Origin of the sequence: Winogradskyella alexanderae (assembly GCF_020166335.1) — a bacterium.
Classification (GTDB): domain Bacteria; phylum Bacteroidota; class Bacteroidia; order Flavobacteriales; family Flavobacteriaceae; genus Winogradskyella; species Winogradskyella alexanderae.
Window position 1 is genome coordinate 70,756 of sequence record NZ_JAIUJR010000011.1, and the last position, 21,477, is coordinate 92,232.

A 21,477-nucleotide genomic window follows, 5' to 3' on the forward strand; every position below is an offset into this window, starting at 1 on the left:
TTTTTTATTTTAAAGCGAGTACTATAAATAGTATATAAGCACCAAATAATAACATTCCCTTTAACCTCCCAATTTCAAACTTCTTACGAATGAAAATAAAAGGAATCAAAATGGCCGCAAAGGCTATCATCCAGAAAATGTTTGTAGATAGAATTTCTGGTGTGTTTGGATTAACGGCTATAGGTTTAATCATTGCAGTTAATCCTAGAACAGATGCGATATTAAATATGTTAGATCCAATAAGATTTCCTAATGATATAGCTTTCTCGCTTTTAAGCGCCGCGATAACAGAAGCCGCCAATTCTGGCACCGAGGTACCAACGGCGATTACACTTACGGATATCGCATAGTCACTTATACCAACAGCTTCTGCAAGTTGTTTTGCTCCCTGAACTAACCACTCTGAGCCGAAGTAGAGACCAGCAGCACCAATTAACAACCATGCAGCTATTTTGAAATTTGAAACTTGGGCAAGTGCATCATCTACTTCCTCTACCTTAATTACCAGTTTTTTTCTAGAGTCCAAAACCAAAATAAACAAAAAAATCACCAAGGAAATAAAGAGCAAAACACCTTCAAGCCTACTTAACAAATTGTCGTTTTTTAGACAATAATAGAGCGCAAAGGATACGAGCATCATCATTGGCCAATTTAATCTGTAAAAATCTCTATCTACAGCTAACGGTGATATTATTGCTGTTATACCTAACACCAATCCAATATTAGCAATATTTGACCCTATAACATTTCCTAATGAAATATCAGAAACACCATCTAAGGCAGCTTGAAGACTCACTAATAGCTCTGGTGCCGACGTTGCAAAAGAAACCACGGTCATACCAATTACCAGCTTGGAAATTTTCAGCTTAAAGGACAACCCAACCGAAGCTCTTACTAAAAAATCACCACCTACAACGAGCAAAACCAAACCTGCAATTACCAGTAAAACACTCATGCTCTTAAAAGATTAAAATATAACCGTTACTTACGGATATGCGAAGATAACACATGTATTTTATTCCTACCTAAAACTAAATATTTCGTTAAATAACTATTATTTTAGTTTTATAACTATAAATATAGTTATATATTTGAAGACAATAATCACAAAACACGCTTTATGCAGAAGTTAACCAATAAAGAAGAACAAATAATGCATATTTTATGGAAGCTTGAAAAAGCTTTTGTGAAAGATGTTCTTGCAGAAATTAAGAATGACAAACCGCATTACAATACGCTTTCTACAATTATAAGAAATCTCGAAGAGAAAGGTTATGTAGGCTATAATGCCTTCGGCAAAACGCATCAATATTTCCCCATTGTAACTAAAGAAGATTATAAAAAGCGGTTTATGAACACTGCAATAGAAAATTACTTTAATAACTCCTATAAAAATGTGGTTTCCTTTTTTGCCAAGGAAGAGAAAATCAGTGTTGAAGAGCTTAGGGAAATTATTGAATTAATTGAAAAAAAGTAATGCTATGGAGTATTTAATAAAATCAACATTGGTTCTTACGGTTTTCTATATTTGTTACTTTCTTTTTTTAAGGAAAGAAACCTTTTTCAATCACAACAGGTGGTTTTTGCTAGGTGGCCTGATCATTGCAATGCTGTTTCCTTTTGTAATTATACCAGTACATGTATCCGTTGAGCCACAATCCTTTAGTTCACAATTGATAAACTATACGGAGCAATTACCTGCTAGTGTAGAGACCCACACTACTTTTGATTGGACCAAACTAATTACGGGAATTTATCTAACCGGACTAAGTATTTTCTTAATTCAATTTCTATTTCAATTTGGTTCATTGATTTGGTTACTGCTCACCAATCCAAAAAATAAAGATGGCATTTACACTTATGTAATCGTCACTAATAATGTTTCACCTTTTTCATTTTTTAAGTGGATAGTTTATAATCCTGATGCATTTAATGACAATGAGTTAGCATTGATGCTTACACATGAGAAGGTACATGCCAGCCAACTGCATTCATTAGACATAATTTTTACCCATTTGGTTTGTTCTATTTTTTGGTTCAATCCACTCATGTGGCTTTACAGAAAAGATATTCGTCAAAATCTAGAATATATTGCCGATTACAAGACACAATCAATTACCAAGAATACGAAGAAATACCAGCATTTATTATTAAAAACAAGTGTTGCACACCAAAAAGTATCATTATCAACTAATTTTTATAATTCATTAATCAAAGAACGAATCGTTATGTTACAAAAATCTAGATCTAACAAAAGAAAACAATGGAAATACTTATTAATGCTCCCTGTGTTGGCTGGGCTTTTAATGAGTATGAACACGGAAACCGTTTATGTGCCTTCAGAGGATTACATGACCATGGATTCTAATAGCATGGATATGCGAAATAATGAGCATATTGAAATTATCTTTAGCAAGAACACTTCAGATAAACAATTGGAGCAAATTAAAGAAGAACTAAAATCTAATGGTATAACAATGACCGTTAAGAGTATTAAACGAAATATTGACAATGAAATAATCCAGATCGATATTGATTTTAAAACCGAAAATGGTTCAGCCAATTATAACGTCGTTAGTGATAAAGGCATAAAACCATTTAAATTCAGCAAAAATGACAGTGGAAGTTTCGGCGTTGGCCCTATTAATGACAAAGAAGTCGTAATTCTAGAGGTTGCTAAATATGAAAATGATACTCAAGACAACAATGTTTTCATATTTAAAGAAGGCAATGAAGACGAGGTTGTCAAAATCAAGGAAGATAGTGGTAAAGTCTACAAAATAATCGTGAAAACCGACAGTGATTTCACCTTTAAAGAACCAAAATTGAAGAAAGGCCTGAATAAAAAAAATGATGGTGATTATGAAGTCATCATAGAAAAAGAATACGGTATAGATACTTCAACGGTTAAAAAAATAATTAAAACAAAGACAGACAATTACTTTGAAGAAGACAAAGAAATTATAATAGAAAATGAGGACGATACTATAGAGATTCTAAGACCTGGCACTACATCTCGTAAAGGAGTATCGGTGTTTTCATCGGGTAAAAATCAGCAGCCAATTATCCTAATTAATGACAAGATTGTTTCAGATATAGAATTAGAAACTATTAATCCAAAAAGTATTTCAAATGTCAATGTGCTTAAAGGTGATGAAGCGGTTAAGACATATGGAGATAAAGCTAAAAATGGCGTCATCGTTATTAGACTAAAAGACAATAACTTTAAATACCTCAACAAAAAAGAAACTGGGCAAAATAAGAAAGTTAAGACAAAAATAATAGACTATGACGATGATGTAGAAGTTGAATGGACCGAAAAATCCGAAACAGAACAAGAAGGTCCTTGGAAGATAAAAACTGGAATATCTGGCTACACCTTTATAAGTGACGATGATATGTCCAAAAATGCAACTCTAGGTATAATTACCAAAGATACTCCAGATAGTGTTCTTGAAACCAACAAGGCAAGTCTCGAAGATTTAGGAATCTCCGTAAAATATTCAAAACTAAAACGAAATAAATTGGGTAAGATCACGAGCATTAAAATAACCTTGAAAAACGATAACGGCAAACAAAGTAGTGCCAGTTATAAAGATGATGATGGCATTGGTGATATTGAATATGGTGTAATGGGCGACAAGTTAATTGTTCGTTCAAGAAATTAATAAATCAACCGATCAAAAAAAATGAAAGCCAAACTAATTTTGATAAGTTTGGCTTTCTTATTTTACCAGTCTTAATTGTTATTCAACAATAATCGTCTTAGTTATTATCCTTTGCTCTTGTATTACTTTTAAAAGATAAAGCCCAGAAGACATGTCTAAATCCACATAATTTTTCACGCGCTCAAAGCTTTTTAATAGTCTGCCTTCTACTGAATATACTTCTAAATTAATGAAATCTTTACCTTCAATATACAATCTCCCTTTAGTTGGATTGGGATAAATAGAAATAATTGAAATTTCAGCGTCATCAATACTTAATTGCTGGTTCCACACTTCCCCCACATTATCTCCCCAAATATACTCTACCAAATCTGGCTGGTCTATAAACGGATTTCTATTTTGTTGCCAATTGTAAATGACATTATTTCTGTTCATCTCATAATCGTCAGGAGGATCATTTCTATGCCAATCTAATAAGATAGCCAAGTCTCCCAATTGACCTGTGGTACTGGGAAAGCCGTTGACAATTTCTAAGCCATTATAACGTATTTCTAAATACAATACTCCTCTCGCTACATCGCCTCTAAAACTTCCTAAAGTACCACTTGGACCTACATATTCACCATAGTGTTGGTTACCTCTTGTACTATTTTCTGCTGCATCTGCCGCTCGTAGTGCATGGGCGTCAGAATTGGCATGGCGCAAGGAGTCTGCCTTTGTTTCCCAAAAAATACTAATCCCATCTGCAATATCATCCTCTTCAATATCATTAAATCCACCTCTAGATCTTGGAAAAGTATGTTCCCTATTCCACTTTCCTGTATTAGAACTAGTGGTTTGTAGATCTAGTTTTGCCCTGCCTTCTTCAGAATAGACCAACCAAACTTGGTTACTGTTTTCAGGGTTTTGATCTGCTTCCTTTAGTATATCAATAACATCGGCATATGTATGTGCTCTAACAATATTTGGATCTGCGATAATATCCTGGAGCGCTTGTCTTAATGCGACATCAGACAAGCCATCCAAGCTATCGTAATAGCCTTCTGGCTGGGTGCTTTGCACAATACCTGTTGTTGGACTAATTGGTGTTCCCCATGGTGCAATGGTAAAATCATTATCCACTACTCTCACCTCAATATTATTATTAAAGGGTACAACAGGCTCAACAAGATTGGAAAACCTTATTTCCAAAACTTCATCACCTTCATCATCCGCATCATCAACCAATGTAATAGTAGTGCTTGTAGTATTTTGACCATTTAGGATAGTAAGACTGGTGCTACCGGTAAAATCTGTGGTATTAAAACCAAAATTACTCAAGGTAATGTCAAAGTTAAGGTCTGCAGTTACATTACTTTCACTAGTGAATGTAATATCGAAAGTATCACCCTCATTATATTGGTTTTGAGAAACTGAAATTGTAACCGGATTAATTGATATTCCTGTTCCATCATTTAAACGTCTCGGTGTAGGCAATGCAGTAAAATAGGTTCCGTCATTATTTCGTTGTATTGAGTTTACACTGCCACTAGAACCCTCATTTATTTGTGCAATGTCTACAAAATTTGGATCATCATTAAAAATATCAATTAAGCCCAAATCGTCTGGATCACTTGTATCGTAAATTAAAACATCAACCAAATTGGTGATGTTCGCAACAGTACCTTCAGGAAAGGCACTTGGCACATCTTGATAAATAGCAACAGCATCAGCGCCATTTTGTATGACATTTTCAGCAATTAATAACTGAGGAAAAGGACTAACACCTGGACTACCTACCACCAATAAACCATTGTTGTCGGTTTCATATCCCGTTAGATCAATTACTAGGTAACTTGAATCATTTCCACTAGCAGATCCATTAAAAAAAACAAGGATAAAGCCATCGGTTGAAAAATTGGGTGTCTGGGATTTTATTTCCACAAATTCGGCAGTATCGGTGCTTGGGTTATCAGAGTCAAGCTCATTAATAACCAAAATCTGAGAATACGTAATGCTAAATACAAATAGTAAAAAAGCTGTGATTCGAAATTTCATTAGTTCATTTTTTTGATAAAGATAAACGAATATGACTGTCTCAATGTTAAATTTCTAGTTTGATATAATTGCAAGGTGGAATTATATAAATAAACCCATAATACTCATCGGCTCATTAAGACAGTAGAAAAACGAAATGCCAAAATTTGCCAAAATTCGAAATGAAATGCCCCTACATTTTAATAAAGAATACTAAAAACGGCCTTGAAATCTTACAGTTTAAAACTATTAATAGATTTTTATATTACATATATTAATCTTATTATAGATTTGTGACAAATTTTTATAACCGTTATTATTTTTTTACTTACATAAGTAAAGTCAATTTCACGAATTTCTTTAAAATCGTTTGGAAGATTATTTATGGAGCTTATATATTGAAAACTCAATCAAACAAAAACGTAAAATATTAACCTCTAAACCAAAGAAATTATGATGACATTAGCCAAATTGATCATTGATATTGTTTTTTCAATGTTTTAAAAAAAACCAACCAATCAAAAAAGTAAAACTTAGTTCTAGAATAAGTTTTACTATTTTTGTTTAGCACCATATTGGACATAAGTGCCAATGCTAGACAAAAAATGAAAAAAAGCTTCTTTAAAATTATAGCCAAAATAAATAAGTTTGTATTACCCTCTTTTAGCAAACGTCAATTAGATTTAAGCAAAGCTTCAAAATCACAGCTTGCAATTATTGGCTGGCGTGCTTATGTTACTAAGAATGCTCTTGATTAGTACAACTGTTCATTGTAGTGCAAAAGGAAAATTTTCCCTTTGGCATTCTTAATCTTTTAAGGTGAAGTTTTCAATTCAATTATGAAATATCATAAGTGGGCAATCTAAGTGTTTACTAATTTCCGTTTTACTCGGAGTACCAAATAAACGTTCAAAAAAACCCTTAAACTGACCAACAAGGGTAATAATATCAGTATCCTTGGGTTTTGTAGAATTGATTAAAATACTTGATAAGGACATCCCAGTCACAACGTCGTATGTGAATTTATCCTGATCGATAAGTTCTAACAATATCGAGTTATCAGAATTTATTGTTGCATTTATATTATCCTTAGAAGTTACGTATCGTTTTATCTCAATTTTAGCATCAAGATGCTCCATGAGTTCAAAAATTTCCTTTACCGTAATGTGGTCAATATAGTCATCAGAATCTAAGGCCAACAATAACTTTTTAGGTTGCTTGTATTTAAATTCATCAGGGACCACCAGTGTATTACAATCTATATTACGCAAAACCTTCAAGGCACTGCTTCCAAACAAAGTCTCTTTTAAATTTGATGCGCCATTTGTTCCCATTACTATTAAGTCTACATGGTATTTCGCTATAATCTGTTTTATAGAATCTAAAAAAACATCATAATCTACAATGCTTTTAAAATTATGTAACCTCTCATTGGCTTGCAATTTTAACTGACCAACAATAGTCTTGAGTTTACGCTTATTATCTGAAATTAGGGACTGATACAAACTTTGGTTCCCCCTACTTAACATAAGGTCGTCAGATGTATAACTTCGTGAATCCTGAACATTTAATACATAAAAATCACAAATCTCATTTTTAAAAAGTTGCAAGGCATATCGCATTGCGTTAATAGAATTTTCTGAGAAATCCGTCAATAAAAGGACTTTTTTCATGGTGATTTCATTTTCCCTTAAATTAAAAAAATAGTTTTAAATGATGAATGATAAATATCATTAAGGTGGTTCCTTGAGAATTTATAATTAAATAGTTGAATTAGTTTAGGATTATTTAAATTTTCAAAACTGATTTATGTCAGTAAAAAAAAAGCCTCAAGTGAGTATCTTAAGGGAATAATATTTCCGTTATGATAAAATCCATTGAAAAATCGCAGTGCTCAGAGATTTTAAAAAACAATTATTTGGGATATTTGTCCTACATAAGTAATAATGCGCCTTACACCATACCAATAACCTACTTCTACAATGAAAAAGAGAATTATATAATTTGCTATTCGGGTTTAGGGCATAAGATTAATGCTATGAGAAAGAACATTACCATCTCATTGGCTGTGGCAGATATTTTCGCTGCAAAAAAATGGCAATCTGTTTTGGTTCACGGAAGATACGATGAAATTAGCGGAGGCACTGCAAAACTCTATCTTCATGAATTTTCATTGGGAATAAAAAGTATAATACTCAGAAAAGAGCGTCAGGACTTGGATTACATAAGCGAATTTTCGAGCAAAATATATAATCAAGATGTTCCTATTGTATTCCTAATAAGAATTGATGAAATGACTGGTAAGATGAGAACGTAATCACAAAATAAATGCCAAAAGAGTAATTCTTCGTTAATCAATTTTCTTTATAATTTCTTATCAACATTCATTTTCTTTTCAAATAATTCCATTATATCACAATAGACTATTAATAAGATTACAATCTCCATTTAGTTATTTACATTCTAAAGTTTTTAGGCTCGATTTAAAGATAATTTTGGGAATAATTTCACTTCATTTTATCACTAATATTTAAAATAATGATTCAACTTTGTTGAAAAGAGAAATGCTATGGATCAGAAGGTTTTAATAGAAGCTATAAAGAAGCAAAAAGAAGACATTAAAATATCTTCAACTTTAAAGGAAGAGTCAAAACGATTCACACAATTACTTTTCAATACTTTTTTTGATAGTGAGACCGATACTACAAAGTCTCTCGTGGAGCTTGAAAGTTTATTTTTTAAGATAAGAGATATTGCATGCCCTGAGATTAAGGGTAAGCCTTGTAAAACTTGGACAGATTTTATAGCAGGTGTTCCAAATCTATTCTGCAAATTAAAAAAAGATGCAGAGGCTATATTTAGAAATGATCCAGCAGCTGAATCGCTAAGTGAAGTTTATTTGGCATATCCTGGTTTCTATGCCATTTCGGTTTATAGAATGGCAAAAGAATTTTATCTGCTTGGCCTGCCCCTTATACCAAGACTAATGACCGAATTTGCACATCAGGTAACTGGTATCGACATACATCCAGGAGCATTTATTGGCGAATCATTTTTTATAGATCATGGTACTGGAGTTGTAATTGGTGAAACGGCAACAATTCATAACAATGTTAAGATCTATCAAGGTGTTACTCTTGGTGCCCTAACCGTAAAAAAGGAGCTCATGAATAAAAAGAGGCACCCAACCATTGAAAATAATGTAACTATATACGCCAATGCCACAATTTTGGGTGGTGATACCGTTATTGGAGAGAATAGTGTTATTGGCGGTAACGCTTGGCTGACCCATTCAGTGGATAAAAATTCTATTGTAACCCATAGTCCTCAAATTGAAATAATCTCAAGATAAAAAATGAATTATACAATCATTGATCAAATTGGCAATACACCTATCGTGAAATCTATTGCCTTAAACACTAACCCAAATGTAGAACTCTATTTTAAATTAGAAGGAAACAATCCAGGAGGTAGCGTTAAAGATCGTGCAGCATATAATATGATAAAAACTGCATTGGACTCAAAGGCTATAACCAAAAATACCAGGTTAATTGAAGCTACCAGCGGAAATACAGGAATTGCATTGGCTATGATTGCAGGCATCTTTAATCTAGATATTGAGTTGGTAATGCCAGAAACAGCTACTCGTGAACGCGTACAAACCATGAAAGCCTATGGTGCCAAAGTTACTTTGCATCCTGAAGGTATTGAAGGAGCTCGAGACTATGCTGCAAAAAAAGTTGAAAATGAGGAGTATTTTTCATTTAACCAATTTGCCAATGATGCCAATTGGAAAGCGCATTACAATACTACAGGACCCGAGATTTGGAGAGACACGAAGGGCGAAGTAACTCATTTTGTATCCTCTATGGGAACCACAGGTACAATTATGGGGACTTCTACCTATTTAAAAGAGAAGAAAAAAACAGTTCAGATTATTGGCGTACAGCCCAAGGAAGGATCAAAAATCCCTGGAATACGCAAATGGCCGGACAAATATCTGCCAAAAATTTTTAATTCTTCTAAAGTGGATGTTATTTACGAGGTTAGCAAGGAAGAGGCCATAGCAATGTCTCGCAAGCTGGCCAAGGAGGAAGGTATATTTGCAGGAATGAGCAGTGGCGGTGCAACAACTGTGGCATTGCGATTAGCAAATGAACTTAAAGAAGGTGTGGTCGTAAGCATTATTTGTGATCGCGGAGATCGCTATTTATCCTCAGAATTATTTGAGTAAACTATGTTTAAGATTCACAAAATCATTTAAAAGAAAAACCCTGTGGTTATAATATACACAGGGTTTGTTGGGTATCTAAGTTATATTCGTGACCTCGACAGCACGATATTATTGGTGTTTTGGTGTCAAATTCGCTGTTTTTATGCCCTTTTAATTGCAATTTTCAATCAAAATTGCAATTAGTTTGACATTTTATGACATACATGGTCACAAAAATGGTCACAAATTTAGGGACAACAGAAACCATCATTTATCTTAAAATAAAGTTCAACGAACAAAATGAAAGATGGTTTTTACATTTAAATTAAGACAGGGAAAAAAAAGTGCAACTATAATTGCTGAACTTCGATTAGGTTCAAAATTAAGGATTAGACAATCAACCCCATTCTCTATTCCAATAAGCTCTATCAAATATTGGGATTCTAAAATTCAACTCATAAAAGTACCAAACGATATTCTCGATAGTGATCACATCAATATTCAACTTAATAAAATCAGAACATTAGTTTATTCAGAGCTATCAAACATTAGCGAAAATAAGAATGCTTGGGAAATTAAAAGTAGGATTCAAGAAATTGTAAACCCAAAACCTGCCATAAAAGATGTTACAGAAAAAAGTCTGGACAGGCGTTACGTCCTAAACTACTTCAGCTATTATATACAATTTTACAGCTCCAATGTATCACCAAATACCGGAAGTATCTTATCTTCCGAAACCCTGAAAACATATAACAATACTCGCGTCTATCTTAAACGATACCTGGAATCGAAAAAAATTAAAGATTTCAAATTCGAATCCATTAATAAATCCTTTTATTATGACTTTATCAATTACGGACAGCAGATGGGTTACTCAAAAAACTATATTGGTTCCCATCTTCAAAAACTGAAAACAATTATTCAGGCCGCCTATGATGAAGACATACATGACAATAGGGAATTCATGAAACGTTATTTCAAAAAATTCAGGGAAGAAGTAAATCATCCTTATCTAACTGAAGAAGAGCTCTCTAGACTAAGTCAACTAGAAATAGGATGCCATAAACTCGATAATATCAGAGATGTATTTTTAATAGCCTGCAATACAGGACTTAGAATCGGAGATTTGATGAAGTTTCTTAAGAATCCAACCACAGAAAAAATCAATAATAAAAAGCATATTTATATAAAGCAAAATAAGACTAACAAACCTGTTTACATACCTGTAAACTCTTCGATAAATGCTATTCTTGAAAAAAGAAACGGTAAATTTCCGAACTACGTTCACAAAGCGATTATTAATCGCAAAATTAAAGGATTATTGAGACGTTGTGAGGTTATAGAATTGGTAACTGTTGAAAAAACTATTGGTGGAAAAACAGAACTACTCACCAAGCCTAAATACCAATTTATTAGTTGCCATAGTGCCCGGAGAAGTTTTTGCACCAACGCCTACAACAGTGGTGTGCCACTACAGGACATTATGGTGTTTTCCGGACATAGTTCAGAGAAAATGGTTTTGTTATACATTAAGGCCTCGGCCAAGGAAAAAGTAAGACGAGTTGCTAATCACCCTTTCTTTTCTTGATAGAGTCATTAATATAATAAAGGCCCATTAATACAACTATTGACCCTAGAACTATAGTTGATCCAATCAAAAAATTATTTGTTTTATGAAGCTCTTCGACTTGTTCCAATTGATTAATTCTTAAGTCCTTTGATGACAAAATAGTTGGGTAGTCATCGTAAAAATTTACTACACTCATAATTTTATAATTTTAAAGTAATTCTCATTATATGGATAAAAAGCAATATCGTATATCACCATAACTTGTTTCTTTATACCATCTAAATTTTCAAGTCGCGTACATTGCCTTCCTGAGAAACCAAGAATTCTAGCTTTTTGCTTTTCAAGCAAAGCTTCCTGATCATTACCTAAAATACCAAGGAATATTATGTAATCATTCAACAGTGTTTTATTGGTCTCTTTTATGATCGGATTATTTCTTAATCTATTCTTGTTATTGAAGCGAGACCTACATTTGTTAGAACAGAACTTTTGGTCACTCCTCCTCATCTCAAATTCAGAGTTGCAAAATTTACAATTAGCAATTTCCATAGACTCTAAGAATTAGATTCTTCATTTTCTTGAAAATTTCTGAAAACAGGAACAGGTGATTTTAGGTTTTCTTCTGTTAATGAATCGGAATGAATCAAAACTCGCATACCGTTATAAGGCTTAAAGGCTTTAACCCTTCCATCCTTTATATATCTATCAAGTTGCCTTACACTGACACTCAACTGCTTTGCGGCTTCTTTCTTTGATAAAAACTTATACATGTTATGTGCTATTTATATTTTAATGTAAAGCAAGGGCATTATAGTTTTTTTTCAAAGCAATTCAACAAGTCTATTGGCAATAATCAGTGAAAATTGCAATTAAAGTTGATTTTTTTCCATTTGCACTGCTAAATGTAGGTTTTTTCTTACTAATCACATCTCAAGAATTGACTAAAACAAATGGAACAGAACCAACAGTAGAACCTAAATACCAATATGTTGGATATTCGAAACTACTCGAGTATATTCGTTTAAATCGTGCTTATCCGTGTTTATACGGTTGATTCGGGTAGAACTTTCTGTTCAAGGGATAGTCCACTCCAATTAAGGCTCTATTTAGCCATATAGTCTTGCCACTTTATAAGTACATATTTATCATTGCCATTCTCCTTCTTGCTCAAAAATCCATATTCGTAAACAAACAGATAGACATCCCGTTTTTGGTTCTTCCAATAATGAGTAAAGAAATTCGGGTCGAACCCCTCCTCCATCAATAAGGACTGTCTCACAATGGCTTTTCCGGCTTTGTTGTACTCCTTTAAAAGCCTGCGGTTTAACCTTAACTGGTTGTCTACCTTGTTGAAAAACCGTTCTGGTCGTTCACGTTCTATTTTATACTGATGGGCACTCTTGCACCTCGGATCGCAGTACTTTTTATCGATTCTTCCCTTTAATGGCTTGTCACAATTAAGACAATTTTTCTGTAATCTATTCATTTTTAAACTTAAGTGTATCTTATACGCAAGTTATGCGTATAATATACGGCTTTTATTTGTTCAATACCCTAATTTTGATATATCAACATGAAAAACAGGGTACAAATAACACTTAAGCCGTTATGGCACAACAACCGAAAATTGGTTACCGTCCACTTTGATTTTAATGAAGAAGTTGAAAACTACGTTAAAGTTTTTGATGGGATGCGCTATAGTAGAACCTACATAACTTATTATACGGTTTTTACCAACACTATGGTAAATGAGCTCTTCGAGTATTTTAGAACCAAAAAGTGGTACGTAGATTATTCGGCTTTCAAACAAAATACTTCCATTTATAAAAAGGAAGTCTATTACATAGACAATTACAAATTGCCGGAATTGAGCAATGACCGCCAAAATGAAATTCAAAAATTTCGCAAGTGGCTTCAGCAAAAGCGCTTTAGTAAGAATACGGTACATACCTATGTAGAAGTTACAGGGCTTTTTCTACGCTATCTTGAACTGAAAGGGATTGAAGACATATCAGCAAGGAGTATAGAGCAGTTCAATTACGATTTTATTTTTAAAACCAAAAAGTCGGTTTCCTACCAAAACCAATGCATCAGTGGTATTAAACAGTTTATTGATTTCAAACAACTTGATATCGATAACGTTGAAATAAAGAGACCAAATAAGGACAAAAAACTACCTAGCGTCCTTAGCAAACAAGAGGTAAAAGCCATTTTGGATTCAACCACCAATCTAAAGCACAGAACATTATTGAGCGTAGTCTATTCCGCTGGACTAAGGATCGGAGAAGCTCTGAACCTTAGACCCGACGATATCGATACTGCAAGAGGACTAATCCTTATAAGGTCGGCAAAAGGTCGTAAGGACAGGTTTACGCTACTTGCCCCAAGCCTTGTACCTCTTTTAGAATCCTACAAACAACACTATCAACCTAAACGTTTTTTATTTGAAGGGCGTTCGGGCGAGGCTTATACCCAGGTCAGTGCCAGACAAGTATTGAGAAAAGCATTGCGGCTTACGGGTATTACAAAATATGTAACCTTACACACACTGCGTCATAGTTTTGCTACCCATCTGCTTGAAGGCGGTACCGACATTAGGTATATACAGGAATTGTTGGGGCACAACAGTCCAAAAACCACAATGATCTATACCCATGTATCCTCAACCAATTTAACTGAGATTATAAATCCTTTCGATAATTTGTAAAAAGTGTCTATATTGAAAATCGAACTATTGAAAGCGAATAATATGGATGAAAAAAATCACATAAAATCATCGTTATCCCTCCAATTTGGGATATTATAGAACTTTCAATAACGCATATAAACAAGTTGTGCATAATTATGAAAAACATCATCATCATATTAATTTCAGTAATTTCTTTCCAAAGTTTTGGACAAGAAACATCTGAAAATACCATTAATATTGATTCTTTATTTAATAGCATAATTAAAAACCCAGAAACTAAATTAGACAGGAATAACTATCCGAAAGGTGTTGTCAAAGAATTTTACGAATTACAGCAGAAAAAAGATAAATGGACTGCCTTTAAAGAATATTATTCGAATGGAAAAATAAAAGAAAAAGGCGTATTCCTAAATGGCGATTATTTCAATTTATGGACTGTCTATAACGAAAAAGGAGACGTAATATCTGAAATTGATTATTCGGATTCTAAAATAATAATTGGAAATCAGTTAGGTTTCGACAAATTATTAAATAATTGTAAATCTAAATCTGACAATTTAATAAACGAACATTTTGGGATAGATAGTGGAATAAAATTAAACGCTTCAAGAAGTTATTGGTACAGCGAAAATAATTCAGGTACTTGGTTTGAAAAAAGAGATGAACAACCAACTGAATTTCTTTTAAGATATTCGCTTTTTGTATCGGAATTTAATTCATTTGGAATTATAGAATTACATTTTGATTCTGACTTGAATTTAATTGAGAAAGAAACTAAAGGATTACCTAAAATAAAACCTTATCAATTTAATATTAGCTATGACAAAGCAATGGAAATTGCTAAATCTAAAAATTATGGTTCAATCAATCATAAAAATGCTTTTACCGAAAGTGAGTATCTCGATTTAGAATTTGATAATGATAATGACACTTACAATTGGGTTATTTCCAATGTTATAAAAACAAAATCATTAGAAAACGAAAATGGTAAAGGCGGAACGATAAATGGAATTGGAACAACCTTATCCATTGACTGCCAAACTGGAAATATTGAAGAAACAAAATTTGAACAATCTATAATAATTAGTCATTGAAATAACTATGCACAACACCGTGTATAATTAATTGCTGCGCAAGCTGGTTAACAAGAAGAAATTATCTTACAATTTGTACATTTACCTAAACTGAAAAGTTTGCGATTGCAGCTTCGCATTTTTGCCCACTGGGATTTTTCGCCGCAGGCGTCTCATCCTACCGCAAAAATGCTGCGCTTCTAACAGCAACTAATCATACACAAACACGTTGTGGTGCATTTACTCAACAAACTCAATAAGACTGAAATTAAAGAAAATATGGAATCGAACTTTGTGAAAATAGTTGAGTGTTTTAATATCACAGGAATCGGACTTTTAGCAGAGTTGCAACATAATGTGAACGGAATTCCACCGAATACTGAAATAACTGACTCGACTTCTGACGAAACTTGGATTATTAAAAAAAGAGTTCATCACGGAATTTTAATTTTGGACAAATCCGAAAAGTACTTTGAATGTGAAACTGAATCTATGCACGTAGACAGTGTTTTCAAAACACTAACGGAAAGAAAAATAGCAGTGGAAAAAGAATTGAATAAGAGAAAAAATGGTGTTTATATGTATTTAATTAAGCCTGAGAAGAAAAAACAGAAATTAAAACCTGAAATTGGAACTGAATTAATAATAAAAAAACGACACCACAACAATGTATAACCGCAATTACGGCGGATTCGACTACGTCCGAATCCACTCGGAATTGCTAACGTCAGTGTTTAACGGAAAATTAACGCATATTAACCCGTAACTGACGGTTATACGAGACCGTTGGCAACAAGCTGAAAAATGAAATACACTATCATACTAATTTTAATTTTATTCTGTTCAAACCAAGAAGAAAACCCAAAATCAATTCCTTCTGACTTGAAAAAAATTGGAGTATCTGACTTCTATGAACCAAATGAAATTTTGAGAATTTGGAGATTTCCAGAAGGCGGAGCAGTATTTGAGGAATTAATAGAAATAAAGCGGAATGGAAAAGAATGGAAATCTATTCGATATACATATTTACTTGACGAGTTTAGCAACAAACCTGAATTTCAAAATTTAAGAAAAAAACAAACTCTGAATTTGACAGAGGAACAAATTTTAGAGTTTACCAATGATGAATTATTACAAAAAAATGTAAAACCTAATAAAGAAAACCAAATTTTCTTGAGCGATATGTATTTAGCCGAATATCGATTTGATAATCGAGCAAATTATTTTGAGTTCTTTTTAGAAGAAAGTGGAAATAATAATTCTGCAAAAATGAATTTAATAACGCTTCTGAATGAAATAATAACGGAATAAAGCCAGTTGCCAACAATGTATAACCGCAATTACGGCGGATTCGACTACGTCCGAATCCACTCGGAATTGCTAACGTCAGTGCTTAACCGAAAAATAGTAATTTAAAACCCGTAACTGACGGTTATACGAGACCGTTGTACTTCATTTAAAAAAATGACGAATAGAACAGAAAACATAAGAGAATATGAATTGAAAAAGCAAGAGCTTCATCAGAAAGTGATTGCCAATTTATGTTCTGAATTAAACATTCCTGATTTAAGAGCTGGAAATCTCACAATCAGAGATGAACGGAATTGGAGAACAAATGAAATATGTATTGATTATAGCTGGTTGGTTAATATCTCACAGTCGTTTAAAGGCTGGTGTTGGTTGTTCTCAATAAAATTCAATAAAACTCAATTTAGAGAATTTCAAAATCCAGAAAAATTAATTCAAGGACTCTTTACCATCGACAACAACGGAGAGATAATTGAATTATACACGGAAACTATAACTGACAAGATTGAAGATAAGATTAGAGACCTAAAATCATACGATATGTTTGATGCGAATCTCGGAATCACTTTAGATGGAGTTGGATATGAATATTTGATATTCGCACCGAATACAGAAATAAAAATGACACTCAATAATCCTAATTCTGAGAGTTGGAAAATTTGGGAAAATGAGATTTGGACAATTAGTAAGAAATTAGCCCGAAACTCTGGAATTGACGATTTGAAAGAAATAATTGAATAAAAAAACGAAGTACAACAACGCATATAGCTTATGGCGGGTGAACGGCTGCCAGCAAGGCTTTCGCTACGTAGCCAGCTTTGGTTTCGGTGGACAGGAAAGTGCTTCGAAACCCCCACAAGCCATATGCAAACCGTTGGCACACATATAAAAAAACACGTTCCAAATTGAAAAATAAGATACTTTTTATATTTCTACTTCTAATTTCATATAGCGGATTTACTCAAAATCTGACTGAAAAAGAATTAGTGATATTGACTTTTGAAATGGACAGAAATAAAGATTCTCACGGAACTTTTATTTACTATTGGATTACGGAATTAGAAAAATATGAAAACGCAGATGAATATAAAGAACCGAAAATCTATTCTCTCTTTTTACACGAATTAGGAAGTAGCGACCAACTAGAATTTTGCTGTTTAGGAAAAACATCAGACCCTTATACTTACACGACTGCTTCTGAATTTGATTTTCCCGAAAATCATACTGAATATTTGACTGAATTACGTGAATTGGTCAAAAAGAACAGACAGAAAATACAAGTCATCAAGAAAGAATGGAAAAATGGCTACAAAGAAAAAGTAACAGTTTATGCAACAGCAGTTCGCGGTAAATTGTGTGAGTGTGAATTTGGAGGAAAAAGATATTTAAAAAAAGGCGACCGAATAAATTTTCCGAAAGGGAACTATGAGATATTAAAAAACTATCTGACTAAAGATAAACGGATTTTACTCTTTAAAGACTTTTCGGATTTTGATTATTCAAATACTGCTTATAGAACTGGTAAATAAAAATAAATACGTGTGCCAACAAGGTGTATAATTCATTGCTTCTGAAATTCCTAATCGGAATTTCCTCGCAAATGTACTATCTTGGTTTATTAATCTGAAAATCCTCACGGATTTTCACGCAACGAAACCATACACATAACCGTTACAAACAATTTAAACCAAACTTTACGAAATGAAAAAACCTAAATTACTTTTTGGAATCTTAATTGGATTTCTAATTCTATCTTGTTCATCCGATGATGATTCTAACGATACCAATCAGGACGATTTGGTTGGAACTTGGAACCTTGTATCAATTGAAAATCAGGGAAACGATGTTATGGTCATCGACTGCCAAACAGAACAGAATATTGTTTACAATTCAAATAATTCAGGTACAGAAAAAGCACCAGAAGAAATTTCACAAACACCTTGTGAATTTAATAATGTTCCTTTCAGTTGGATAAGAAACGGAAACCAAGTAACTATAACAGTCGACCAAGAGGGAACTTTCGTAAATGAGATATTATTACTAACTGAAAATAATTTGGAAATAGTAGTTACAGAAATGAACGGAACACCAGTTCCACAAAACGAACAAGAAATATTTAAATATGAGAAATAGAATTGCATTATTTATTGTGTTCATCATCTGTTTTACTTCGAGTTATTCGCAAACTAAATTTGGTGCTACACTTGGGTTGAACACCTCACGATTTACAGACGGATTTAAAACTGTAAATGGTTCTTACTTTAATTTCTCATCGACAGGATTAAGTATAGGTGCATTTGCCGAATTTGAAATTAGCGAAAAGATTAAGTTTTACCCAAAAATAATCTATAATCAAATTGCCGACCGAGAAAAAGATTTTGGAAACGTAGATGAACGTGGACTTGACATCAGTACAATTGATTACAAATTGGATTATCTTTCAATTCCATTAAACTTTAGATTTTTTAGTAAACCATATTTAACCGTTGGACCACAAATTGGAATCTTACTATCAGAAAAAGCAGAGAGTTTGGATTTAGGAGATGTAAAAACAAGCGTTGATTTTGGTGGTAATTTTGGAATTGGCTATCCGATTCAAGATTTTAGAATTGAGCTAACATTTTATCAAGGATTTAGCACATTACTCGAAATTGAACGTGAATTTAATGACGACATTGACACTCGAAATACCTATGTGAATTTCAGTGTTGGATATATAATAAAATAAAAACTGTTTGTAACAACGGCTATAGTTCATTACGGCTGAAATTCCTAATCGGAATTTCGAGCCTTTTTACTAAATTTATGGTTACGGCGGAATGATACTCGCGTACCATTCCGTAACGAAACCATAGCCAAAACCGTTGTGCAACATTTGAAATGACATCAATGAGAATTATTAAAATATTAATCGGATTATTAATGGCAGTATTCTCTTTGGTTATAATCTGGTTTTATGTTTCAAATACATACGTTCTACCTTGGGAAAAAAAAGAAGTAATTCAAACAACACTTGAATGGGGAGGATTGAACGACTTGCCAAACGAAATTCAAAACTTAAAACTTGACAAAAAAGGAAGTATGTTTACTAGACAATTCATAATTGAATTTGAAGTTGATGATTCAAATAAAATATCGGATTGGATAAAAAAAAGTAAACGATTAAAGAATAACATTCCGAAATTGAAAGGCAACACTAAAATTTATGAAATTTATCCAGGAGAAAATGACTCATATGGTGGACGAGTAGAAATTGAAGGCAAAAAAGTAAAAATTGATATGAGTTGGAGTTAAAAAAACGTTGCACAACAATGTATAACCGCAATTACGGCGGATTCGACTACGTCCGAATCCACTCGGAATTGCTAACGTCTGTGCTAAAACGAAAATTAAAGCATACTAACCCGTAACTGCGGTTATACGAGACCGTTGTACGCAAGCTGAAAAATGAGCAAAACGATAGACGAAATAGTAAACCGACTAAAGAAATATCCTGAAGCGGAATATGAATTAAATGCGGAATCAATAACTGTGAATCCGAAAAATGAAAAAGGATTTCCAGTCACTCTGACAGATAACGGAAATGGTGGATTTACTGTTGCGTTTGACTTTTGGCACGAAGAATTTGATAATGAAAATGACGCTCTGAATTGCTTTGCGTTTGGACTTTCCAAAGATTGTCGTCTGAAATTGACAAAAAAAGGAAATCGACCAATAAAATGGACTGTGGAATCTAATAACAACGGAAAATGGATTGAGGACAGCACCACAGGATTAATAAACTTATCGTTTTGGAAAAAATCGGAATTTGAATTTTTGCAAAATGATTTAATAAAAAGTATTGCGGAATAAAAGCCAGCGTACAACAACGGCTATAGTTCATTACGGCTGAAATTCCTAATCGGAACTTCAAGCCTTTTTGCTAAATTTATGGTTACGGCGGAATGATACTCGCGTACCATTCCGTAACGAAACCATAGCCAAAACCGTTGGCAATAATGTCGGAAATGCGCAAAGGAATCATAATTTTAGCTTATCTAATTGCCTTACCAATATTTGGACAGAATATGGATTTACCCAAAGACTTAACTGAATTTCTAAAAGCAAAATCGGAATTGAATTACGACCACAATTCCGTAGAGCCTGACTTTGTCGGAATTATTGACTTTGATAAATTAAAACTCGGAAAAGTATGGATTGAGGGAAATATTAGTGGAAAATCTTATTACGAAATTCCTGCAATCAATCTGACTGACCAATGCGAACATTATGACCCTGAATATATCCTACTCTACTTGCCGAATGAAAAACTTTACGGAACTTGGGATTCTGACCATTGGACACTTTATGTTTTCCCGAACACAAATTGGACTGACATCACAGAAAATCCAGCGGAATTTATCAACCATCAATGGAATCCAAACAAAGAAATCGGAATTGAACTTGACCCGAAAACAAATTATAAAATGATTGATGGATGGCCATTTTGAGAGATAACAACAACTTGACTTTTGACCAATTAGTTGACTTTGTTGAAGAAAGTCAAACTGGGACTGAAATCGATAAAAAGATTGCTCGAAAAATCCTCGAAGCTGAAAGAGACTGGCGAACATCTTTCGAAACTTTAGATAGTTTCGTTTCTGCTTTAGAAAAAGCAGTAGGTGGAACAATAACTAAATCAAGTTTAAATAGACTCTCAAGGCATTATAAACAAAACGTTTTACAAAATGCTTGGGAATTAGAAAGCATAAGTTATTTAAAAGACATATTCGACCTAACAAAAGAAAAGGAATTGAGAAATATTGTTGCTGAACTAACTGAAAAAATAAAATAAAACACTATTGCCAACACCGTGTATAGCTCATTGCGGCTGAATTCCTAATCGGAATTCATTGCAATTTGCTATCTTTCGGTTACGGCGGAAAATCATAGCTGATTTT

The 21,477-nt window shown here is 33.2% G+C and carries 26 protein-coding genes; 19 read left to right on the top strand and 7 right to left on the bottom strand.

What is annotated here, in order from left to right:
- Positions 1-4: 4 nt before the first annotated feature.
- Positions 5-955: a calcium/sodium antiporter gene (locus tag LBU54_RS14190; RefSeq protein WP_224531410.1), complete on the bottom strand. Its 951-nt coding sequence runs from the start codon at positions 953-955 to the stop codon at positions 5-7.
- A 165-nt stretch (positions 956-1,120) separates the two neighbouring features.
- Here LBU54_RS14190 and LBU54_RS14195 point away from each other — a divergent pair, with 165 nt between their 5' ends.
- Complete coding sequence (locus LBU54_RS14195; RefSeq protein ID WP_224531412.1) at positions 1,121-1,477, top strand: BlaI/MecI/CopY family transcriptional regulator; 357 nt, start codon at positions 1,121-1,123, stop codon at positions 1,475-1,477.
- A 4-nt stretch (positions 1,478-1,481) separates the two neighbouring features.
- Entirely contained in the window at positions 1,482-3,668 is a 2,187-nt protein-coding gene (locus LBU54_RS14200; RefSeq protein ID WP_224531415.1) for a M56 family metallopeptidase, read from the top strand.
- Positions 3,669-3,746: 78 nt separating this feature from the next.
- Here the strand turns inward: LBU54_RS14200 and LBU54_RS14205 are convergent, their stop codons facing one another.
- Complete coding sequence (locus LBU54_RS14205; protein WP_224531451.1) at positions 3,747-5,705, bottom strand: endonuclease; 1,959 nt, start codon at positions 5,703-5,705, stop codon at positions 3,747-3,749.
- Between the two features lie 584 nt (positions 5,706-6,289).
- On the opposite strand from LBU54_RS14205, the gene LBU54_RS14210 reads away from it, so the two are divergent.
- Positions 6,290-6,442 carry an SsrA-binding protein gene (locus LBU54_RS14210; protein WP_224531452.1) on the top strand — a complete coding sequence of 51 codons (153 nt, stop codon included), beginning with the start codon at positions 6,290-6,292 and terminating at the stop codon, positions 6,440-6,442.
- Positions 6,443-6,517: 75 nt separating this feature from the next.
- On the opposite strand, the gene LBU54_RS14215 is transcribed toward LBU54_RS14210, so the two are convergent.
- Positions 6,518-7,357 (bottom strand): universal stress protein, encoded by an 840-nt coding sequence (locus LBU54_RS14215; protein ID WP_224531454.1) that lies wholly within the window; start codon positions 7,355-7,357, stop codon positions 6,518-6,520.
- Between the two features lie 191 nt (positions 7,358-7,548).
- Here LBU54_RS14215 and LBU54_RS14220 point away from each other — a divergent pair, with 191 nt between their 5' ends.
- From LBU54_RS14220 to LBU54_RS14235, 4 genes are all read left to right on the top strand, one after another.
- Positions 7,549-8,001, top strand: a complete 453-nt coding sequence (locus tag LBU54_RS14220) for a pyridoxamine 5'-phosphate oxidase family protein (protein ID WP_224531456.1) — start codon at positions 7,549-7,551, stop codon at positions 7,999-8,001.
- A gap of 252 nt (positions 8,002-8,253) precedes the next feature.
- Positions 8,254-9,036, top strand: a complete 783-nt coding sequence (gene epsC, locus LBU54_RS14225) for a serine O-acetyltransferase EpsC (protein ID WP_224531459.1) — start codon at positions 8,254-8,256, stop codon at positions 9,034-9,036.
- A gap of 3 nt (positions 9,037-9,039) precedes the next feature.
- Positions 9,040-9,918 (top strand): cysteine synthase CysM, encoded by an 879-nt coding sequence (gene cysM, locus LBU54_RS14230; protein ID WP_224531462.1) that lies wholly within the window; start codon positions 9,040-9,042, stop codon positions 9,916-9,918.
- A gap of 286 nt (positions 9,919-10,204) precedes the next feature.
- Positions 10,205-11,485, top strand: coding sequence for a tyrosine-type recombinase/integrase (locus LBU54_RS14235; RefSeq protein ID WP_224531465.1), 1,281 nt, complete (start codon positions 10,205-10,207; stop codon positions 11,483-11,485).
- Here LBU54_RS14235 and LBU54_RS14240 read toward each other — a convergent pair.
- From LBU54_RS14240 to LBU54_RS14255, 4 genes are all read right to left on the bottom strand, one after another.
- Positions 11,463-11,663, bottom strand: coding sequence for a hypothetical protein (locus tag LBU54_RS14240; RefSeq protein ID WP_224531470.1), 201 nt, complete (start codon positions 11,661-11,663; stop codon positions 11,463-11,465). The genes LBU54_RS14235 and LBU54_RS14240 overlap by 23 nt on opposite strands.
- Positions 11,660-11,866 carry a hypothetical protein gene (locus tag LBU54_RS14245; RefSeq protein WP_224531472.1) on the bottom strand — a complete coding sequence of 69 codons (207 nt, stop codon included), beginning with the start codon at positions 11,864-11,866 and terminating at the stop codon, positions 11,660-11,662. The genes LBU54_RS14240 and LBU54_RS14245 overlap by 4 nt, the downstream gene beginning before the upstream one ends.
- Before the next feature lie 155 nt (positions 11,867-12,021).
- The gene (locus tag LBU54_RS14250) at positions 12,022-12,237 is read right to left on the bottom strand and encodes a helix-turn-helix domain-containing protein (RefSeq protein WP_224531475.1); all 216 of its coding nucleotides are present in this window, start codon (positions 12,235-12,237) and stop codon (positions 12,022-12,024) included.
- Between the two features lie 332 nt (positions 12,238-12,569).
- Positions 12,570-12,953: a hypothetical protein gene (locus LBU54_RS14255; protein ID WP_224531476.1), complete on the bottom strand. Its 384-nt coding sequence runs from the start codon at positions 12,951-12,953 to the stop codon at positions 12,570-12,572.
- 87 nt (positions 12,954-13,040) lie between these two features.
- Here LBU54_RS14255 and LBU54_RS14260 point away from each other — a divergent pair, with 87 nt between their 5' ends.
- The 12 genes from LBU54_RS14260 (at position 13,041) to LBU54_RS14315 (ending at position 21,371) form a co-directional block, all read left to right on the top strand.
- Positions 13,041-14,174, top strand: a complete 1,134-nt coding sequence (locus LBU54_RS14260) for a tyrosine-type recombinase/integrase (protein WP_224531479.1) — start codon at positions 13,041-13,043, stop codon at positions 14,172-14,174.
- 137 nt (positions 14,175-14,311) lie between these two features.
- On the top strand, positions 14,312-15,250 hold the full coding sequence (locus LBU54_RS14265; protein WP_224531482.1) for a toxin-antitoxin system YwqK family antitoxin: 939 nt from the start codon (positions 14,312-14,314) through the stop codon (positions 15,248-15,250).
- A 258-nt stretch (positions 15,251-15,508) separates the two neighbouring features.
- Complete coding sequence (locus LBU54_RS14270) at positions 15,509-15,904, top strand: hypothetical protein (protein ID WP_224531485.1); 396 nt, start codon at positions 15,509-15,511, stop codon at positions 15,902-15,904.
- Positions 15,905-16,033: 129 nt separating this feature from the next.
- On the top strand, positions 16,034-16,540 hold the full coding sequence (locus LBU54_RS14275) for a hypothetical protein (protein ID WP_224531487.1): 507 nt from the start codon (positions 16,034-16,036) through the stop codon (positions 16,538-16,540).
- A gap of 153 nt (positions 16,541-16,693) precedes the next feature.
- Positions 16,694-17,278, top strand: coding sequence for a hypothetical protein (locus LBU54_RS14280; RefSeq protein WP_224531490.1), 585 nt, complete (start codon positions 16,694-16,696; stop codon positions 17,276-17,278).
- 164 nt (positions 17,279-17,442) lie between these two features.
- Positions 17,443-18,066: a hypothetical protein gene (locus LBU54_RS14285; RefSeq protein WP_224531493.1), complete on the top strand. Its 624-nt coding sequence runs from the start codon at positions 17,443-17,445 to the stop codon at positions 18,064-18,066.
- Between the two features lie 172 nt (positions 18,067-18,238).
- On the top strand, positions 18,239-18,670 hold the full coding sequence (locus tag LBU54_RS14290; protein ID WP_224531495.1) for a lipocalin-like domain-containing protein: 432 nt from the start codon (positions 18,239-18,241) through the stop codon (positions 18,668-18,670).
- Complete coding sequence (locus tag LBU54_RS14295; RefSeq protein ID WP_224531498.1) at positions 18,660-19,265, top strand: outer membrane beta-barrel protein; 606 nt, start codon at positions 18,660-18,662, stop codon at positions 19,263-19,265. The genes LBU54_RS14290 and LBU54_RS14295 overlap by 11 nt, the downstream gene beginning before the upstream one ends.
- A gap of 194 nt (positions 19,266-19,459) precedes the next feature.
- Positions 19,460-19,831 carry a hypothetical protein gene (locus LBU54_RS14300; RefSeq protein WP_224531501.1) on the top strand — a complete coding sequence of 124 codons (372 nt, stop codon included), beginning with the start codon at positions 19,460-19,462 and terminating at the stop codon, positions 19,829-19,831.
- A gap of 153 nt (positions 19,832-19,984) precedes the next feature.
- The gene (locus LBU54_RS14305) at positions 19,985-20,389 is read left to right on the top strand and encodes a hypothetical protein (protein ID WP_224531504.1); all 405 of its coding nucleotides are present in this window, start codon (positions 19,985-19,987) and stop codon (positions 20,387-20,389) included.
- A gap of 155 nt (positions 20,390-20,544) precedes the next feature.
- Positions 20,545-21,027: a hypothetical protein gene (locus tag LBU54_RS14310; protein WP_224531508.1), complete on the top strand. Its 483-nt coding sequence runs from the start codon at positions 20,545-20,547 to the stop codon at positions 21,025-21,027.
- Positions 21,015-21,371: a hypothetical protein gene (locus LBU54_RS14315; protein WP_224531511.1), complete on the top strand. Its 357-nt coding sequence runs from the start codon at positions 21,015-21,017 to the stop codon at positions 21,369-21,371. Before LBU54_RS14310 ends, LBU54_RS14315 begins: the two co-directional genes overlap by 13 nt.
- The last annotated feature ends 106 nt before the right edge of the window (positions 21,372-21,477 follow it).

What these genes read in the sequence shown, in the direction of transcription:
- epsC (WP_224531459.1), top strand. Translation starts at nt 8,254, where the DNA reads ATGGATCAGAAGGTTTTAATAGAAGCTATAAAGAAGCAAAAAGAAGAC.
- LBU54_RS14220 (WP_224531456.1), top strand. Translation starts at nt 7,549, where the DNA reads ATGATAAAATCCATTGAAAAATCGCAGTGCTCAGAGATTTTAAAAAAC.
- LBU54_RS14255 (WP_224531476.1), bottom strand. Translation starts at nt 12,953, where the DNA reads ATGAATAGATTACAGAAAAATTGTCTTAATTGTGACAAGCCATTAAAG.
- LBU54_RS14235 (WP_224531465.1), top strand. Translation starts at nt 10,205, where the DNA reads ATGGTTTTTACATTTAAATTAAGACAGGGAAAAAAAAGTGCAACTATA.
- LBU54_RS14260 (WP_224531479.1), top strand. Translation starts at nt 13,041, where the DNA reads ATGAAAAACAGGGTACAAATAACACTTAAGCCGTTATGGCACAACAAC.
- LBU54_RS14210 (WP_224531452.1), top strand. Translation starts at nt 6,290, where the DNA reads ATGAAAAAAAGCTTCTTTAAAATTATAGCCAAAATAAATAAGTTTGTA.
- LBU54_RS14265 (WP_224531482.1), top strand. Translation starts at nt 14,312, where the DNA reads ATGAAAAACATCATCATCATATTAATTTCAGTAATTTCTTTCCAAAGT.
- LBU54_RS14205 (WP_224531451.1), bottom strand. Translation starts at nt 5,705, where the DNA reads ATGAAATTTCGAATCACAGCTTTTTTACTATTTGTATTTAGCATTACG.
- LBU54_RS14190 (WP_224531410.1), bottom strand. Translation starts at nt 955, where the DNA reads ATGAGTGTTTTACTGGTAATTGCAGGTTTGGTTTTGCTCGTTGTAGGT.
- LBU54_RS14200 (WP_224531415.1), top strand. Translation starts at nt 1,482, where the DNA reads ATGGAGTATTTAATAAAATCAACATTGGTTCTTACGGTTTTCTATATT.
- LBU54_RS14240 (WP_224531470.1), bottom strand. Translation starts at nt 11,663, where the DNA reads ATGAGTGTAGTAAATTTTTACGATGACTACCCAACTATTTTGTCATCA.
- LBU54_RS14315 (WP_224531511.1), top strand. Translation starts at nt 21,015, where the DNA reads ATGGCCATTTTGAGAGATAACAACAACTTGACTTTTGACCAATTAGTT.
- LBU54_RS14195 (WP_224531412.1), top strand. Translation starts at nt 1,121, where the DNA reads ATGCAGAAGTTAACCAATAAAGAAGAACAAATAATGCATATTTTATGG.
- LBU54_RS14310 (WP_224531508.1), top strand. Translation starts at nt 20,545, where the DNA reads ATGCGCAAAGGAATCATAATTTTAGCTTATCTAATTGCCTTACCAATA.
- LBU54_RS14290 (WP_224531495.1), top strand. Translation starts at nt 18,239, where the DNA reads ATGAAAAAACCTAAATTACTTTTTGGAATCTTAATTGGATTTCTAATT.
- LBU54_RS14295 (WP_224531498.1), top strand. Translation starts at nt 18,660, where the DNA reads ATGAGAAATAGAATTGCATTATTTATTGTGTTCATCATCTGTTTTACT.
- LBU54_RS14215 (WP_224531454.1), bottom strand. Translation starts at nt 7,357, where the DNA reads ATGAAAAAAGTCCTTTTATTGACGGATTTCTCAGAAAATTCTATTAAC.
- LBU54_RS14305 (WP_224531504.1), top strand. Translation starts at nt 19,985, where the DNA reads ATGAGCAAAACGATAGACGAAATAGTAAACCGACTAAAGAAATATCCT.
- LBU54_RS14250 (WP_224531475.1), bottom strand. Translation starts at nt 12,237, where the DNA reads ATGTATAAGTTTTTATCAAAGAAAGAAGCCGCAAAGCAGTTGAGTGTC.
- LBU54_RS14275 (WP_224531487.1), top strand. Translation starts at nt 16,034, where the DNA reads ATGAAATACACTATCATACTAATTTTAATTTTATTCTGTTCAAACCAA.
- LBU54_RS14300 (WP_224531501.1), top strand. Translation starts at nt 19,460, where the DNA reads ATGGCAGTATTCTCTTTGGTTATAATCTGGTTTTATGTTTCAAATACA.
- cysM (WP_224531462.1), top strand. Translation starts at nt 9,040, where the DNA reads ATGAATTATACAATCATTGATCAAATTGGCAATACACCTATCGTGAAA.
- LBU54_RS14270 (WP_224531485.1), top strand. Translation starts at nt 15,509, where the DNA reads ATGGAATCGAACTTTGTGAAAATAGTTGAGTGTTTTAATATCACAGGA.
- LBU54_RS14280 (WP_224531490.1), top strand. Translation starts at nt 16,694, where the DNA reads ATGACGAATAGAACAGAAAACATAAGAGAATATGAATTGAAAAAGCAA.